This is a genomic window from Caldimonas mangrovi (assembly GCF_023721835.1).
GTDB classification, from domain to species: Bacteria; Pseudomonadota; Gammaproteobacteria; order Burkholderiales; family Burkholderiaceae_C; genus Caldimonas; species Caldimonas mangrovi.
Genome location: NZ_JAMKFE010000003.1, coordinates 111690 through 127897, shown reverse-complemented (window position 1 = coordinate 127897; position 16208 = coordinate 111690). Strand labels below are relative to the sequence as shown.

Genomic DNA, 16208 nt, shown 5'->3' with positions numbered 1-16208 from the left:
CCCCTTGAGGGGCGGCGCCAGCGGATTGGCGAAGCCGGATCCGCGGCGCCACTGGGCAATGGCGATTCGCCGACCACTGCGCGCTGAGAAACGCGGTGGAGACCTTTGAGAAAGGACCTGCTCGTGAGCCTTGCCGTCGACTACTACTTCGCCCCGCAATCGCCGTACGCCTACCTCGGCCACGAGCGCTTCTGGAATATGGCGCGCCAAGCCGGCGCGACGGTGCGCGTGCGGCCGGTCGACCTCGGCGGCAAGGTGTTCCCGGTCTCGGGCGGGCTGCCGCTGTCCAAGCGTGCGCCGCAGCGGCAGGCGTACCGGCTGGTCGAGCTGCGCCGCTTCAGCGAACACCTGGGGCTGCCGATGAATGTCGAGCCTCGCTACTTCCCGGTGGCCGGCGACGACGCCGCGAAGCTGATCATCGCGGTGGAAATGAAGGAAGGCACCGAAGCGGCGATGAAGATCGCCGGCGCCGTCATGCGCGCCGTGTGGGAACAGGAGCGCAACATCGCCGACGAATCGGTGCTCGCCACGCTGCTGGCCGAGAACGGCATGCCGGCTGCCCGTCTCGAGGACGCGCACAGCCAGGCCGCGCACGAGCGCTACGAGACCAGCACTGAAGAGGCGATTGCCGCCGGGGTGTTCGGTGCACCGACCTACGTGATCGAAGGCGAGCTGTTCTGGGGCCAGGACCGGCTCGATTTCGTCGAGCGGCGGCTGGCCCGGGGCTGACGGCTCAGGGGAGTTCGGCCTCGGCGAGCGCCGGCGCAGCCGCGTCCCTTGCGGACAGCTGTGGACGACTCCCCGCCAATGGCCAGTCGATCGCGAGTTGCGGGTCGTCCCAGCGAATGCACCGCTCGGCCGCCGCATCGTGGTAGGCGGTCGTCTTGTAGATCACCTCGGTACCCTCGGCCAGGGCCAGGAAGCCGTGCGCGCAGCCGGGCGGTACCCACAACTGGCGCTTGTTGTCGGCACTGAGCTCCGCCGACGTCCAGCGCCCGAAGCTTGCGCTGTCGCGACGCAGGTCGACCACCACATCAAACACCGCGCCGGCCACCACCCGCACCAGCTTGCCCTGCGCATGCGGAGGCAACTGGTAATGCAAGCCGCGCAGCACACGGGCGGCCGAACGCGAATGATTGTCCTGCACGAAGCTGACCGAACACCCCGTGGCGGCTTCGAACGCACGCTGGTTGTAGCTTTCGACGAAGAAGCCGCGCTCGTCGCCGTGCACTTGCGGCTCGAGCAACCACACGCCGGGCAGTGCCGTCTGCATGGCCTGCATCGCCATCAATACACCTTGTCCTTCAGCAGCTGCAGCAGGTAGCGGCCATAGCCGCCGTGGGCGAGCGGCTGCGCCAGGGCCGCCAGCTGTTCGTCGCTGATCCAGCCCTGCCGCCAGGCAATCTCTTCCGGGCAGCAGATCTTCAGGCCCTGGCGCTTCTCGATGGTCTGGATGAACTGGCTCGCCTCCAGCAGCGAGTCGTGCGTGCCGGTGTCGAGCCAGGCATCACCGCGGCCGAGCCGTTGCACGTCGAGTTCGCCCGCGTCCAGGTAGCTGCGGTTCAGGTCGGTGATCTCGAGTTCGCCACGGGCGCTCGGCCGCAGCCCGCGGGCGATGTCGACCGCCCGGGCGTCGTGGAAGTACAGGCCGGTAACGGCATAACGGCTCTTCGGCACGGCGGCCTTCTCCTCGATGCCCACGGCCCGGCCCGCCGCATCGAACTCGACCACCCCGTAGCGCTGCGGCTCATGCACCGGATAAGCGAAGACGGTGGCGCCGTTCGGCCGCGCCGCGGCGGCCCGCAGTCGGGGCGCGAGGTCGTGCCCGTAGAACAGGTTGTCGCCCAGCACCAGCGCGCAAGGCGCCCCCGCGAGGAATCGCTCGCCGACCAGATACGCCTGCGCAATGCCGCCCGGCCGGGGCTGCACGGCATAGTGCAGCGACAGCCCCCAGGCCTGGCCGTCGCCGAGCAGTTGCTGAAAGCGCGGCGTGTCCTGCGGTGTCGAGATGACGAGGATCTCCCGGATGCCGGCGAGCAGCAGCGTGCTGAGCGCGTAGTACACCATCGGCTTGTCGTACACCGGCAGCAGCTGCTTGCTCACCGCCAAGGTGGCTGGATGCAGGCGCGTGCCCTCGCCCCCGGCGAGCACGATGCCCTTGCGTGCATTCATGGCGGTGCCTCTCGTTGGTGTTCCAGCAGCTCGGTCAGCACCCGTTCCACGCCCACCTGCCAAGGTGGCAGTGCCACCCCGAAGCAGCGCTGCAGCTTGCCGGTGTCGAGCCGGGAATTGAGCGGCCGCCGTGCCGGGGCGTGAAGGTGCTCGCTCGACATCGGTCGCAGCGCGTCGAGGGTTCGCTGACATACATGGCCGCGCGCATGCGCCCATGCGAGCACATGACGAGCAACCTCGAAGCGGCTGGCGGCACCGGCTGCCGCGAGGTGGTACGTGCCGCTCACCTCGGGCTGCAGCAGCGCCACGCGCAACGCATGCGCGGTCACGTCCGCGACCAGTTCCGCACCGGTCGGTGCACCGATCTGGTCGTCGACCACGCACAGCGACTCTTGCGCACCCGCGCGCCGCAGGACCGCGGCAACGAAGTTGCTGCGCCGTGCGGCATGCACCCAACTGGTCCGCAAGATCAGATGTCGGCCGGCGCACGCTCGAACGCGCGCTTCGCTTTCCAGCTTGCTGCTGCCATACACGTTCAACGGACGGGCCTCGTCGTCTTCAAGCCATGGCCGCTGCCCCGAGCCGTCGAAGACATAGTCGCTGCTGAAGTGCACCAACCAGGCCCCCCTTGCGGCCGCCTGCTCCGCCAGCATGCCGGCGGCCTCGGCATTGCATTGCCACGCGAGCTCGCGCTCGGTTTCGGCACGGTCGACCGCGGTATGGCCGGCCGCATTGACGATCACCTGCGGCTGCACGGCCTGCACCCACCGCCGCAGCGAGTCCGGCCGGGTCAGGTCGGCCTCGGCGCGTGTTGGAGCGACCACCTCGCCCAGCAGCGCCAGTGCACGTTGCAGCTCCCAGCCCACCTGGCCTTGCCCGCCCAGCAGCAGCAGCCTCACGACCGACTCCGAAGGCGGTCCAGGTACCAGGGCACCGTCTTGCGCAACCCGCTGGCGAAAGTCTCCATCGGGCGCCAGCCGAGTTCGGTGCGGATCTTGGTGATGTCCATCGCATAGCGGCGGTCGTGGCCCGGGCGATCGGGCACGAAGGCGATCAGACGCTCGTAGCTGCCTGCCGCCGCGGGGGCCAGTTCGTCGAGCAGCGCACACACCGCGCGCGCCACCTCGAGATTGGACTTCTCGCACTCGCCGCCGATGTTGTAGGTGCGGCCCGGCACGCCACGCGCCAGCACCGTGTGCAAGGCCGCCACGTGGTCTTGCACGTGGAGCCAGTCGCGCACGTTGCGCCCGTCGCCATACAAGGGCAGGGGTTTGCCGGCCAGTGCATTGCCGATCAGGCGCGGGATCAGTTTCTCGTGGTGCTGGAACGGCCCGTAATTGTTCGAGCAGTGCGTCGTCAACACCGGCAGCCTATAGGTGTGGTGCCAAGCGCGCACGAGGTGATCGGCGGCGGCCTTGCTGGCCGAATAGGGGCTGTTGGGAGCGTAGCGGCTGTCTTCGGTGAACGGGGGCTCGGCAGGATCGAGCGAGCCGTACACCTCGTCGGTCGAGATGTGCAGAAAGCGGAACGCTGCGCGGTCGGCTTCACCCAGCGTGAGCCAGTAGGCGCGGGCGGCCTCGAGCAGCGACAGCGTGCCCTGCACGTTGGTGTGCACGAAGGCCCCCGGGCCGTCGATCGAACGATCGACATGGCTTTCGGCCGCGAAGTGAACGATGGCCCGGGGCCGGTGCTGCGCCAGCAGCCGGGCCACCAGCGATGCATCGCAGATGTCCCCGTGGACAAACGTATGCCGGGCGTCCCCCTGCAGCGTGGCCAGCGGCTCGACGCTGCCGGCGTAGGTCAGGGCGTCGAGGTTGAGCACCGGCTCTTGGCCGCCGGCCAGCCATGCACGCACGAAATTGCTGCCGATGAAGCCGGCGCCGCCGGTGACGAAAATCATGAGCGCCAGCTCGCGTTGAGAGACGCTCATGGTAGCGCCGGCCGCACCGGCAGCGTGGCGGGCGTGCAGCGCAACGCCCGCCGGTGTTCACATCAGGCGGTTCGACCAGTCGTCCACCTGGCGGTCGGCTTCATCGCGCGAGACGCCGTAGGCTTCCTGGATGCGCCCCACCAGTTGTTCGCGCTTGCCATCCATGCGGTCGAAGTCGTCGTCAGTGAGCTTGCCCCACTGCTCGATCGCCTTGCCCTTGAGTTGACGCCAGTTGCCTTCGATACGGTCCCAGTTCATGTCATGTCCTTTCGGTGAAAAAGTGTGGTTCGGCAAAGGGCCCTGGGTGCCGGCATGCCTTCGGGTGTCGGTAGCGTCGGCAGACGGGCACGGCAGGGCCCTTATCCATGGTGCAGTTCAGTCGCGGAGCGGGTTGCGGGCGCGGTCCAGGCAGGCCGCCTTCGCGTCGCCGGCCAGCGAATCACAGCGTTCGGCCTGCGCGTCGATGGTCGCTTCGCGCTTGTGTTCGACCGCCTCCTGGCGGGCCTCGCCCACCGTCTTGTCGAGGCGAGCCTCCGCCTTCGCGCGTTCGTAAGCCGCCTTAGCGTCCTTCTCGCAGACGTCCTCGGCGTTGCCGGAGCGTTCGTCGCAGCGTTCCTTCGCCACGCTGTATTCGGCCCGTGCAACGTCCTCGGCCGCCTTCTGCTGCGCCTTCGGCGTGCCTTCGTAGCTGGCCTTGGCCCGGGCTTCCGCCGTCGTCCGCGTGGCCTTGGCTTCGGTCACGCACACGTCCTTGGCGTTGCCTGACAGGCTGTCGCACTGCTTGCGTGCGGTGTCGTACTGGGCCTTGGCCGTGGCCTGTGCCTGCTCGTACACGGTCTTGTCACCTGCGGCCTGGGCGCCGGCGGCAAGGGCCAAGGCGCCAACAGCTGCCGCGACGGCTCGCGCAAGGCGGTGGGGGGTTGTCGTTCGCATGGGTTTCCTCCTAAGCGGTTCATTGAAGCGGCGCATCGCTGCATCGCGTGGTGAACGAAGCTTATGGAGCGCCCAGCACTGCAGATGCAGGACAAGTCGCGCACACCCGATAGGACAGCGCGACGACGCGTGTCGGCCAGGTCCTACAGCCAGAGGAGGCGGTCTGCCGTGTTGGGCTGCAGGCGCGGCACGGGGAGGGTCGGCCGCTCCGGCATCGCGCCATTGCCCTGTCATAAATCGCGCAGAAAGTGCTTCGGCAGGTGCCCCGTATGAATGTTCTTGAGCGTCTTCGGGTCTTGATCGTCGACCGCGCAATACAGCGCGACCAGGCGAGGGCAAACGCGATTGTCCGAAGGGACGGCAAGGGCTGCGCCCAGAAGTTGATAGGCCGATCTCGAGTGGTACAAGACCTCTTTTTCTTCGTCGTCCACCGGGTTGATCTTTAGCAGCGGTTTGCAAGTTTTCCCGAAGAATTGAAGGACTCGAATCTCCTTGTTGCTGGCGTCGAGTGTCGAGAACTGCTCCAGGTTGACGCCTGACGTCGTCGACATCGGAATCGGATAGTTCGAAACATAGTCGCCCGGCTCGATTTTCCCGCTGATCGCAAAACGTCCCTTTTCGTCCACTTTGGAGTAGTGCTCGGCATCCGCCGTGGCGACCCTCAAGGTTGGAATCACATCACTCAAAGGAGGAAGCGCAAGCAACCCCTTGGTGAGGTGGACTTCCTCTTCGATGGGATCGAGATCCGCTTCCGGCCGCAAGGCGTCTTCGTTTTCAATGCGCTCCGCTTCACCGGTGGTCGAGTAATCGATCAGTGACCAGTTCAAAAGCGAGGTGTACTGGTTCTCCGGCTCGGCCCAATTTTCCAGGGCGCGCCTGCGAGGATCCAGCTTACCCATGCTCAAGAACGCTTTTTCATGCGCCTTCAGGTAGTCCGGTGAATACACCACCTCGTCCTTCAGATTCGAGAAATCGGCAGCAAGCAGCTGCTTCATATGGGTGAGAAGCGTTGAATCGTCCGGGAAGCGAGCGCGCAGGCATTCGCGCGCTTCTGGTGCCAGATGCGCCGGCGCTCCAACCTGGTATGTGACCGAAAAATCGTATGTCCGCTCGGAATTTCTGGCATGGAGGCGCAGGCCGTCCCGATCCTTGAAGACCGCGAACCTCTCCGTCGACGCAGTGGTGTCGTGCGTCGCGCTTGCTTGAACACCGCGGGCCATCAGGCCGGTTCGTTGCAGCAATGACTCAAACGATGCGGCTTTGCTGCTGTTCATCGAATCGGATGGAGTGCCCTCGCTCCAACTCGACGATGCACGAGAGTGGCCAAGGTGCGCCGCCGCCAAGCCGCCACTCGCTCGAGGAGGGGCATACCACGTCGAAGGCCCAGCCATCGGCGCAGCATCACTCTGCGGGGCCACCGGTATGCCGGAGGGCGCACCCGATGTCGGTCCGGCCCCGGCTGTTGCTGGCAAAGCGGCCGCGGACGACGGCTCGGCCAACGAGATCGATTGCCTCGGCGCCAGCATCGGAGACGGGTTCGAACGACGGGGTACATCGGCAGCGACCGGCGACGGGGCAGGGTTTTCCGTTGGAGCCTTTCGTCCCAACCCGATACGTTCGCTGAAATCGCCCTTGGGGATGTACTTCTTGACGAATGGTGGCCAGTTCGGTCGATGCAGCGGCATATGGCCTCTCAAGGTGATATCGAGCGCGCGACCTCTCCGCGTAACGCCTTACGCCGACTCGCCGCGCGGAGCACAGTGGGGGTTTATGGCCCAGGGAGCACTGGTCAGCCTCACGGAAATGAAGTGGTGTGCGAATTCGCGAAGCGACCCTATAGTTGACGCCACCCATGCCGCACCTGCGCCACCTTCTGCTGCCCACAGTCGCTGGCGGGCTCCTGGCCCTCGCCGCCGGGTTGTCGCCTGCCGCACCGCCTACGTACAACGGCCCGCTGTTCGACACCCACCTGCACTACAACGACGATGCGCAGGCGCCCCACCCACTGCCCGACGTGCTGGGCCGCATGCAGCGCAGCGGCGTACAAGCGATCGTCGCCAACAGCCGCCCGAACGACGGGACCCGGGCCCTGGCCGCCGCGCGCGACGAAACCCGCGCCGCCGGCGTGACGGTGGTGCCGTTCATCCGGCTGTACCGGAACCGGGCCGATTACACCGGCTGGTTCGCCGACGATTCCATCTATCGCATGGTGCAGGACGAGCTGGCGCGCGGCACGCCGGCCGGGCCCTACCGCGGCATCGGCGAATTCCACTTGTACGACAGCGCCAACGCCGACGGCCCGGTGGCCCGCCGTTTGATGCAGCTGGCCCAGGACCGCGACCTGGTGGTGCTGGCGCATGTCGACGACGTCGCGATCGACAAGCTGTTCGCCCATGCGCCGAAGGCCCGCCTGATCTGGGCCCACACCGGCATCGGCGGCGTGCCGGTGGAACGGGTGCGCGAACTGTTCGACCGGCACCCCGGCCTGGTCGGTGAGCTGTCGTACCGGCCGGGGCTGACCCAGGACGACGGTCAACTGGCACCCGCATGGCGGGAGCTGCTGCTGCGCTACCCGGACCGTTTCGTGATCGGCTCGGACACCTGGATCAACCAGCGTTGGCAGTACTACGAGGAGCTGATGCGCGGGTACCGGGTGTGGCTCGGTGGTTTGCCCGGCGATGTGGCGAGGCGGGTTGCGTGGGAGAACGGGGCTGCGCTGTTCGGCATGAATTAGCCCGGGACGGAAGCGCCCCCTGCGACAAAGTCAGAACGGGTGGTCGTAGTCGATCGTCAGCGGCGCATGGTCCGAGAAGCGCTCGTCTTTGTAGATTGCGGCGCGCTTGGCCGTGGCGGCCAAGCCCGGCGTGGCGACGTGATAGTCGATGCGCCACCCGACGTTGTTCGCCCACGCCTGCCCGCGGTTGCTCCACCAGGTGTAGGCCTCGCCGGTGGTGTCGGGGTGCAGCCGGCGGTACACGTCGACCCAGCCCAGTTCGTCCAGCACCCGCGTCAGCCAGGCGCGTTCTTCGGGCAGGAAGCCCGAATTCTTCTGGTTGCTCTTCCAGTTCTTCAGGTCGATTTCCTGGTGGGCGATGTTCCAGTCGCCGCAGATGACAATCTCGCGGCCTTCGGCACGCAGGCCTTGCAGCACCGGGAAGAATTCGTCCATGAACTGGAACTTCATCTGCTGCCGCTCTTCGCCCGACGAGCCGGACGGCAGGTACAGCGAGATCACCGACAGGTTGCCCCAATCGGCCCGGATGTAGCGGCCTTCGGCGTCGAAGCCCGCATGGCCGATGCCCGACACCACCCGATCGGGCTGCTTGCGCGCGTACAGGCCGACGCCGCTGTAGCCCTTCTTCTCGGCACAGTGAAACCAGCCCTGGAGCCCATCGGCCTGGCGCACCGTGTCGACGATGTCGCAGTCCTGGGCCTTGAGCTCCTGCACGCAGACAACATCAGCCTGCTGTTGGGCGAGCCAGGGAAAGAAGCCTTTGGTGGTGGCGGAGCGAATGCCGTTGAGGTTGGCGGAGATGACGCGAAGCATGAGAGACCGGAGCCGGAGAAAGACACCGGCTGGACTTTAAGGCATGCGCATCGGTTGTGTCTGGCTCCAGGTCTCGCCGGAGGGTGCTGCTGGGAGAGTGCCCCCCAACACCTGCGCCTGCACCGGCGACAACGCCTGGCGTGCTTCGACAGCGTCCATCATCAGGCCCGGCTGGCTGACCAGCGAGGCCACGTCGTCGAGCACGCCCCCCTCGCCTACGGCATGCAACGCCGGCACGCGCAAGGCCGGGGTGTCGGCATAAAAGCTCGCATTGAGCTGCGTGTGGCGGACCAGGTAGTGGCGGAAGCGCTGGAACAGCGCGGCGTCGACCCCGCTCGGGCTGCGCCAGAAGCCTTTCAGCGGCTTCTGGCTCACGAGCCCCGGGATCGCGTAGAAGCAGTCGCCCAGCGTGAGCACCGGGGTGCCGTGGAACAATGCCTGCAGGCCGGTCGTGCTGTTAACCGTGACCACGCCGCGCGCATGCTTCAGCAGCGTGGGCAGGTGCAAGTCGTGCACGTAGAGCACCCGCTTGCTAACGCCATGAGCCCGCGCGCGTTCATCGATGAAGGCTGCGTAGTCCCGGTAGGCCCGGTCCATCGGGTGATGCTTGATGACGAGCCAGTCGCGCGAGTCGGCGTGGCACGCGAACGACTCCATCACCTCGTCGATCATCACTTCGACGCTCGGGTAGGGCGAGTGATGGAGGATCTGGCTGTCGTTGTGCACCTGCAGCGGCAACAGGAACCACTGCCTGGAACGCTCTGGCGACGTGAGCTGCGCGAGCACATGCCGTTCGGCCCATGCGTGTGCCAGCTTGCGCCACCCGCCCCGCGCCCACTTGAACGACTCGGTCAGCGGGTTGAGCGAACGGTGATGCTTCTGGAACGGATAGCGCCAGCGCATCGCGTTGGCGGCCAAACCGTAGACCATCGCGTAGGCCATCATCGACAAGAAGCTTTGCCGCGTGGGCATGGCTGGCGGCAAGGGCCGCGTGGGCAGCGAACGGTAGAACGAGGGCTCCTTGGGCACGGCTGAATCGCCATTCACACCGCCAAGCTCGAGCGTCACGTAGTCGGGCCGCAGGTAGCCTTCTTCGAAGACATAGACAGGCAGGCCCAGTTGCGCTGCCACCTTGCGCGCAGCAATGTGCATCGGCCGCGTCTGGCCAAACAGCACGATCGCGTCGACGCGGTGCGAGTGCAGGTGCGTTTCCAGCCATTGCGGCCAGTCGGCCGCCCGCCCGGTGTAGGCCACGGCACCCGGACGGCGAAAGAACAAGCCATCCCCGCCGTTGAAGTTGATCTTGTAGACCTGCTGGCCGTGCGCCTCGAGGTAATCCGCCAGCCGCGCGAAGAAGGGCCCCATCGGCCCCTGCAACAGCAGGGGGCGGCGGTGGCGCAACAGCGACAGGAGCGAAGCGGGGTGGGGCATCGATATACGTAGCGGCGATGCCCGATACGTGCGTGCCGGCCAACGGCAAATGCACGGGTCTGGGGCGCCAAGCCCGGTATTGTGGCCCAGCCAGCCTTGGGACGCCCCCTTCAAGCGGGGGCCGGTGATAGCAAATGTGTGCTTCGTGCCACAGAAGAATAGGGCCGGCGTCAGCAACAGTCAGAACCGGAGACTCCCTCAATACGCGCGCCGATTTCAATAATCAATGGCTATTTACCCCTGGCCGTCCCACCGCTCAACGTCTGCGCCAACCGAGCACCCACCTTAAACCCTTGCGCCACCACCCGGCTTCCGAACGACCACGAGACCGCCAGTCGAGCAATTCGTCGAGCGCGCGCTCGGGCGTCGTGAAAGCGCCCGTGGTGCGGCTGACATAGGTCGGATACAGGATGAGCGTTGCTGCGACCAGTTCGTCCAGCGCGAGCCGGCGTGTACGGCGCGGGTGCGCATGGACGTCCGTGGTAAGGCCCCAGCCCGCGTAAAACGGGCTGCCGTGGCAGGTGACAGGCTTGCCGCGCAACAGGGCTTCGAAGCCCGCCAGCGATGTGAGCACATGCACTTCGTCGACTCGATCCAGCAACAGGTGCATCGGCGTGTCGACGACGATTTCATCGCAGTAGCGTGATGCATCGGCTTCACCCGCCCCTGCACGGCGCAGCTTGGCAACGACGTCCGGGTGGGGCTTGTAGACAATGTGGGCTTCAGGGGCGACCTGCCTGACCGCTTGAAGCAGAGCGATGTTCGTGCGCACGCCCCGAGCACCGAGCGCGATGGAAGCGTCGGACTCCACTTGCCCGGGGACGAGGACAACGCGCTGGGCGGTTGCAGGCCGCGCCCACTCGCCTGAGCCGACGTTGTACTTGGTGATGCCAGCCTGAGTGATGCGCTCACGGAGGCGCTTGGCTCGCTCCAGGAGAGGTGGGTCGAATGCGGTTTCCTGCAGCAGCCACTCCAGATCGGACGGGGTGGTGGCATCGTAGTAGATGCCGCGACGATCGATCACCCACGACAGGGGCCGCACCAAGTCAGCGCCCAGTCCGACCGACCGAAGAAATCCGTCCTCCAGGCGAAGGACTTGCCGCGGCGGCGAGCGGTGTTCCCCGGCCGTGCGCGACTCGTCTCCCGGCGCGGATGTCTGCACGTCGCCGGCCCCCGAACGCCCCCACACGGCAAGTGTCCCCCCTGCCGGGATCGTGCTGTCGCGCTCGACAAAATTCACAGCGCTGCCGCCAAAGAACGCCCGCACGATCGGACGCTTCCAAGCGGAGAAGTTCACCGCATGGATCTGCGCGGGGAAGCGCTCGCGCATCCGCCGTTGCAGCCCCATCCATTCGACGAGCCTCTCCACTTCACATCGCATTCCGGTCTCCGGGTCGATGTAGCGGGGATACTCCACCAGCGCAGCATGCACAAGGTCCTCGATGGATACCCTAGGCTGAGACGAGCGGCGGCCCGGCGCCGGCACGTCATCCTGCGTCACGCCCCAACCCGCATAGAAAGGCATGCCGAACGTCCGCACGGGCTTGCCCCATAGCAATCCCTCGAAACCCATCTGTGATGTGACGGTGTAGACGGCGTGTGCCGCATACAGGATGTCGGGCGGGTGAGCGTCGGTCGCGAGCAACAAGACTCGGGCGGCTTCGCCCGGTGTGAGCGTATTGAAGTGCCCCTGCTTGCGCCCGGAAATCACGTCCGGATGCACTTTCAGCACAACGGGCAGATGCGGATACTCGCTGAGAGCGGCATCCAGCATTCGCCGGAAGCTGGATGCTTCGGCCAAGCCATACTGAATGGACGCATCCCCTGCGGTTTGATCGACGGCGAGAACGAAAGAACCCTCGATTGGCAGCGCGGCAGTGCGCGCATGGTTGTATTTGGAGACGCGCGCTGTGCGCCACAGAGACGTTAGATCACGCGCTCTGCGACGCTGGTACTCGTCATGCTGTGAAGCAATCAGCCTTTCAAGCCGTGATGAAGAAGTTGCGTCGTAGTAGACCCCGAGGTCATCGACAACGATCGATAGCGGCGGACTGGTACGGCCCAAACCGATAGATCGAAGAAAGCCGTCTTCAAGACACAAGAACCGGAGCCCGTGCCGATCAGCATATCTGCGGGCCGCCTCTCCGCTCGACTTGCGCCCCCATCCAATGACGGCGATAGCATCTGCCCCCCGAGGACACGCCCGGAACGCGATCTTGTACTCGTGCAGCAGTGCCTGCAGCGTCGGAATGCGCCACACGCCCCAGTTCCTGGCGATCAGGCAAGTGGAGTGGAAGCCGGGTTCAGGCAGGCGTGTCAAAACTGCTGCGCCTGACAGCGGGAGCCATTCATTGCCAGCGAGGCAAATATTGACCGGCGCTCATTGCATCGCCTCCGGTGCAAGAGCCTTGAGACGTTCCTTCGCTCCGTTGGCAATGGAACTCTTCATGTGCTCTTCGACAATGATCTGAAAGACTGCCGCTGCATCGGACGCGCGCCCCAGCTTCTCAAGCAGCAATGCCTTGTACCAAAGGGCTTGCTCACGAAAGTACGGATTCCTCTCTATGCTGCGCAATAGTTGCAGCGCTTCGGCGTAGCGATTGAGCTTGCGCAACGTCATGACTTCGACAAGTGTCATCTCGGCGGTGTCGCCGCAGGCAGCCTTGAGTCCAGCAAGATACCTCGCTGCTGGGGTAAGTGCCTTTTGCGTGTACAGAAAAGTGCCGATCTTCATGCGCTCGCCCACCGTCAAGTGCTCTGAGAGCGCAAATGCAAACCGTTCCAAAGATGTGTCGTCAAGCTCAGCGGGAGCCGGCACGTCAAGATTTTCGACCGTCTGCGTCGGCAAAGTTTTTACCTTTGCAATTGCGGCCTCTTCACTTTCGCCTCGGATGAAGGCTTCCAGCAGCAGCGGCAGAACACCTCTGTCCTTCAAGAACCGCGCCGACTCGTGTTTGCAGTTGTGCAAATAAACAGCCCGGCAGCTAGGCCAGGCACGCTGGAAGTGATGAGCACATATCAGATCCGAAAGCCAAGTTGTCCCGCAAAGCAGCAGTGCGCGACTGGGCGTTCCCAGCTGTGACGGATCCACGCGAACGTCTGGGGCCAGATTCTCTCTGCTGAAGCCGGTATATATGTTGGGCCACAATTCAGTGCCAAAGGCGATCAGCTCCGCACCCATCAACGCGGCATATAAGGCAGCACCGCAGGCTCCCATCGAAGCACCGATGCATATGATCTTCGAAGCACCCGCCGCTTTCGCTCGTTGCGACAGTGCAGTTGCCGCGGTACGCATATCGCCCAGCTCAGGAATGCCGTTCAGATACCAGCCGTTGTTCTCGCAGTTCACGTAAACATTGCTCACTCCCGGCGGGGTCGGATATTTCTCGAATGTGCCCGGCTTCTTGGTCCGGCTCGTGAAATGGATGAAGCAGACGTCTGCGCCTTGCAGATACTTCTCATCGAGAAACGCAACCATTCGACCCCCTCCGCTTTTTTGAATCAAGCCAGCACTCGCCATTCGACGGCCGTGTTGGCCGCGACGTCTTGAGCGAGACGCTTGCCGATCACCTGATCCCAGTGCTTCGGCGCGAGGCCAAACCCGGGTCGGACACTGCGCACCGCATCGGCCGTAACGACTTCACCCGCTTTGAGGGCCTTCACAAAGTACAAGGAGCGCCTGAACTGTGCATTGCCCTGCTCGCTCGACTTGCGCCCATAGTCAACGGCTCCCAGAGCGCTCCACGCCGTCCTCGCGCCCTGACACAGCGCCTGCATTTCGGCGGGTTCGAGCGAGAAGCTGTCGTCAGGACCGCCACCGCTGCGATCCAGGGTGAAGTGCTTCTCGATGATCGAAGCACCGAGCGCCACGCTCGTGATCGCTGTCGTGTTGTCCAGCGTGTGGTCTGACAGGCCTGTGACCATGCCAAAGCGATCGATCATGTCGGACAGAGTGCGCAGGTTGTAGTCCTCCGCTGGTGCCGGGTAACCGCTCACGCAATGCAGGATCGCAAGTTCCTTGCAACCGCCCGCACGAGCGGCGTCAATGGCCTCTTGGATCTCTTCGGCGTCAGCCATGCCGGTGGAGATGATCATCGGCTTGCCGGTGGCGGCAACGTACTTGATCAGCGGCAGGTCGACGGCTTCGAACGAGGCAATCTTGTAGGCAGGTGCACCAAGCTCCTCGAGCAGATCCACCGCCGTGGTGTCGAATGGCGAACTGAAGATGGTGATACCCAGCTGGCGCGCGCGTTCGAACAGTGGTTGGTGCCATTCCCACGGCATGTGCGCCTCTTGGTACAAGGCGTACAGCGTCTTGCCGTCCCACAACCCCCCGCGAATCTGGAACTCGGGCGCGTCGCTGTTCAAGGTGATCGTGTCGGGGCGATAGGTCTGCAGCTTGATCGCATCGGCACCGGCCTTTTTCGCCTCTTCGACGATGCGCAGCGCCGTCTCCAGCTTGCCGTTGTGGTTGGCCGATAGTTCGGCAATGACATATGGGGGCTCAGTCGATGCAATGCGTCGGCCGGCAATGGTGATACTGGGATGGGTGGACATGTCCTTGCTCGTGCTCATTGCGGAATCCATTCATGATGGAGCAGACCGAACCGCACCACGGCGTGGTAGGCCTGGCCGTCGAAATGCTGGTCTCGCAGCACACCTTCCTGCTGGAAACCGAGGGTCAGATGGAAACGGATGGAACGTTCGTTGAAAGCCAGCGCCTCGCCACAGACTTTGTGGAAGCCCGCCGTCGAGAACCCGTATTCAAGAGCAGCGCGGCCCAGCCGCCTGCCCGTTCCCTTCGGCGCGTCAGGTGCCAGGTAGAAGCCCCATTCGGCAACGCGACCATGACCGGGTGCATGGAAGCTCGCGAATCCGGTCGGGCCGCGTTCATCCTCGAAGACCAGCAGATGCCGAGCTGGTTCATGCCCGGCCCGTTCGAACCAGCGCCGGTGCTCTTCCATGGAAATCACGTGCTGCGTGTACATGTACCGCCTCACTTCCGGATGATTGCGCCATTCAAGCACCGTACCGAGGTCGCGCTCCGTCATCGCGCGTACTCGCCCGTCTGGGAGATGGGCTTCCTTCATCGTTCGTCCAGCATGCAACTCGACACGGCGACAGCCCCCCGGCCATCCGTCACGGCGCCGGCGCGTTCGATCATCTGCCTGAGGCGCGGGTTGTCGGTGAGGTCTTGCAGAGCGGCTCCGATGCGGTCGGGGCCGGCGTCTGCGTCTCCGAGCACGATCGCTGCCCCTGCCGCCTCGAGCGCTTCGGCTACGCCCCGTTGATTGTCCGCCAGCACGAGCATCAGTGTCGGCACGCCAAGACAACACCGCTCCCAGGACGTACTGCCGGCCGCACCGATCGCCACGTCTGCGGTTGCCATCAAACGGGCCATATCGTGCACGTCGACAAGTACCTGGGTTGGCCACCGCATCGCGGCAGCCTGCTCCTGCACGCGGAGCAGCCAGGGGGCGGTCGGTCCCATCACGACTGTGATATGCGAGTCTTCGGGCAGCGTACAGCGATCGAGTGCCTGGAGCACTCGACCTGCAGCATTGTCCCGATCGACGCCCCCCATGGTGATCACCACGTGCTGAAGTCGCATCTGCCCGCGCCGCCGCGCAAGACTCTCCGGCCGCAATTGGGCGAACTCCGGCCGAAGCAATGCATACGACGCACCGGTCAGGCAGCGACAGGACGACGGCACCAAGTGCTCGTACTCCTTGGACTGCCTACCAAGAGTCTGATCGACCAGCACATCGCAGTCGTGACGTCGGTCTGCAAGATCGTCTACGACGAGCACCCTCCCGGCCGCCGATCGCACCGCGCTCTCCCAGCGTGCATCGAGCGCATAGTGGTCCACGACCAGCCACTGCGGCCGCGTGGCCGCGAGCACCGCCCCGGTCTGATGCGCATCAAGCTGCCAAGTCCCGCCGAGCCATCCTGCATGGGCCGGCAGTTGCCGGGACTCCATCGAATCCGGGCGCTCAGCCATTGGCAAGCGATGCACCTCATGCCCGCGCCGCGCGACGACATCCAGCAAGTGCCCGGCATGCTCACGACAGACGAAATGGCACTCGACGCCCTGGGTGCGAAGCAGCTCCGCGAGTGTTAGACATCGCATGACATGGCCGGTGCCGATCTGCAGCGATGCATCCACTCTAAAGACGGCTTTGCGCGCCGACATGC

At 64.9% G+C, this 16208-nt stretch carries 16 protein-coding genes; 2 read left to right on the top strand and 14 right to left on the bottom strand.

Going from position 1 to position 16208, the window contains the following annotated elements; all coding sequences use genetic code 11:
• Positions 1-123: 123 nt before the first annotated feature.
• Positions 124-729: a 2-hydroxychromene-2-carboxylate isomerase gene (locus M8A51_RS05715; protein WP_251777217.1), complete on the top strand. Its 606-nt coding sequence runs from the start codon at positions 124-126 to the stop codon at positions 727-729.
• A gap of 4 nt (positions 730-733) precedes the next feature.
• Here the strand turns inward: M8A51_RS05715 and rfbC are convergent, their stop codons facing one another.
• The 7 genes from rfbC to M8A51_RS05680 all read right to left on the bottom strand — a co-directional run bounded on the left by rfbC (position 734) and on the right by M8A51_RS05680 (position 6309).
• A complete protein-coding gene (gene rfbC, locus M8A51_RS05710) occupies positions 734-1282 on the bottom strand; it encodes a dTDP-4-dehydrorhamnose 3,5-epimerase (protein ID WP_251777559.1) in 549 nt (182 codons plus the stop codon).
• 5 nt (positions 1283-1287) lie between these two features.
• Positions 1288-2172, bottom strand: coding sequence for a glucose-1-phosphate thymidylyltransferase RfbA (rfbA, locus tag M8A51_RS05705; RefSeq protein WP_251777216.1), 885 nt, complete (start codon positions 2170-2172; stop codon positions 1288-1290).
• Complete coding sequence (gene rfbD, locus M8A51_RS05700; protein ID WP_251777215.1) at positions 2169-3071, bottom strand: dTDP-4-dehydrorhamnose reductase; 903 nt, start codon at positions 3069-3071, stop codon at positions 2169-2171. The genes rfbA and rfbD overlap by 4 nt, the downstream gene beginning before the upstream one ends.
• On the bottom strand, positions 3068-4072 hold the full coding sequence (gene rfbB / locus M8A51_RS05695; RefSeq protein WP_251777558.1) for a dTDP-glucose 4,6-dehydratase: 1005 nt from the start codon (positions 4070-4072) through the stop codon (positions 3068-3070). The genes rfbD and rfbB overlap by 4 nt, the downstream gene beginning before the upstream one ends.
• Positions 4073-4159: 87 nt before the next feature.
• Positions 4160-4360, bottom strand: a complete 201-nt coding sequence (locus M8A51_RS05690) for a CsbD family protein (RefSeq protein ID WP_251777214.1) — start codon at positions 4358-4360, stop codon at positions 4160-4162.
• Between the two features lie 117 nt (positions 4361-4477).
• Positions 4478-4978, bottom strand: coding sequence for a hypothetical protein (locus M8A51_RS05685; protein WP_251777213.1), 501 nt, complete (start codon positions 4976-4978; stop codon positions 4478-4480).
• Between the two features lie 287 nt (positions 4979-5265).
• Entirely contained in the window at positions 5266-6309 is a 1044-nt protein-coding gene (locus tag M8A51_RS05680) for a hypothetical protein (protein WP_251777212.1), read from the bottom strand.
• Between the two features lie 578 nt (positions 6310-6887).
• On the opposite strand from M8A51_RS05680, the gene M8A51_RS05675 reads away from it, so the two are divergent.
• Positions 6888-7769: an amidohydrolase family protein gene (locus tag M8A51_RS05675; RefSeq protein ID WP_251777211.1), complete on the top strand. Its 882-nt coding sequence runs from the start codon at positions 6888-6890 to the stop codon at positions 7767-7769.
• Positions 7770-7799: 30 nt separating this feature from the next.
• On the opposite strand, the gene M8A51_RS05670 is transcribed toward M8A51_RS05675, so the two are convergent.
• From M8A51_RS05670 to pseG, 7 genes are all read right to left on the bottom strand, one after another.
• Entirely contained in the window at positions 7800-8582 is a 783-nt protein-coding gene (locus tag M8A51_RS05670; RefSeq protein WP_251777210.1) for an exodeoxyribonuclease III, read from the bottom strand.
• A gap of 36 nt (positions 8583-8618) precedes the next feature.
• Positions 8619-10013, bottom strand: a complete 1395-nt coding sequence (locus tag M8A51_RS05665) for a capsule biosynthesis protein (RefSeq protein WP_251777209.1) — start codon at positions 10011-10013, stop codon at positions 8619-8621.
• Between the two features lie 256 nt (positions 10014-10269).
• Positions 10270-12273 (bottom strand): capsular polysaccharide biosynthesis protein, encoded by a 2004-nt coding sequence (locus M8A51_RS05660; RefSeq protein WP_251777208.1) that lies wholly within the window; start codon positions 12271-12273, stop codon positions 10270-10272.
• A gap of 120 nt (positions 12274-12393) precedes the next feature.
• Positions 12394-13491 (bottom strand): tetratricopeptide repeat protein, encoded by a 1098-nt coding sequence (locus tag M8A51_RS05655; protein ID WP_251777207.1) that lies wholly within the window; start codon positions 13489-13491, stop codon positions 12394-12396.
• 23 nt (positions 13492-13514) lie between these two features.
• Positions 13515-14588: a pseudaminic acid synthase gene (gene pseI, locus M8A51_RS05650; RefSeq protein WP_251777206.1), complete on the bottom strand. Its 1074-nt coding sequence runs from the start codon at positions 14586-14588 to the stop codon at positions 13515-13517.
• Positions 14585-15103 (bottom strand): UDP-4-amino-4,6-dideoxy-N-acetyl-beta-L-altrosamine N-acetyltransferase, encoded by a 519-nt coding sequence (pseH, locus tag M8A51_RS05645; RefSeq protein WP_251777205.1) that lies wholly within the window; start codon positions 15101-15103, stop codon positions 14585-14587. The genes pseI and pseH overlap by 4 nt, the downstream gene beginning before the upstream one ends.
• Complete coding sequence (gene pseG / locus M8A51_RS05640; RefSeq protein WP_251777204.1) at positions 15100-16206, bottom strand: UDP-2,4-diacetamido-2,4,6-trideoxy-beta-L-altropyranose hydrolase; 1107 nt, start codon at positions 16204-16206, stop codon at positions 15100-15102. The genes pseH and pseG overlap by 4 nt, the downstream gene beginning before the upstream one ends.
• Positions 16207-16208: the final 2 nt, after the last annotated feature.